Annotated in this window: 1 protein-coding gene; it reads left to right on the top strand. The window is 65.3% G+C overall.

From position 1 onward, the window contains the following. Positions 1-143: 143 nt before the first annotated feature. The coding region (locus G3I78_RS48890; protein WP_164437112.1) for a helix-turn-helix domain-containing protein at positions 144-427 on the top strand (284 nt) is incomplete at its 3' end.

The following is a 427-nucleotide window of genomic DNA, read 5'->3' as shown; positions in this document are numbered from 1 at the left end:
AGATCTGTTGCGCCTGATCGCCCGTACCCCACGCACCGGACGACGGCTCGGACCCAGTGGTTCGTGGACCCGCACATACAGACTCGCTGGTTCTTGGAAAAATTGAACTTGCGTTTCACAGTGTGAGACGCGAATATCGTTTCATGGACAACTCTAGCGGCGTCGGCGTTCTCGACAAGGCAGCTCTGGTATTGAGCGCACTGGAGTCCGGTCCGGCCACCCTCGCCGGGCTGGTCGCGGCGACAGGGCTCGCACGACCCACGGCGCATCGCCTTGCCGTGGCTTTGGAACACCACCGGATGGTGGCGAGGGACATGCAGGGACGTTTCATCCTCGGTCCGCGGCTGGCGGAACTCGCCGCCGCGGCCGGCAGCAGCCCCCAGCTCGACAAGGTCGTCTCCAGCCTCGTCGCCGGCTCCGGCGCCGA

The sequence above is a fragment of the Streptomyces sp. SID13726 genome, assembly GCF_010548375.1.
GTDB lineage: Bacteria > Actinomycetota > Actinomycetes > Streptomycetales > Streptomycetaceae > Streptomyces.
This window is presented reverse-complemented; position numbering and strand designations above follow the sequence as displayed.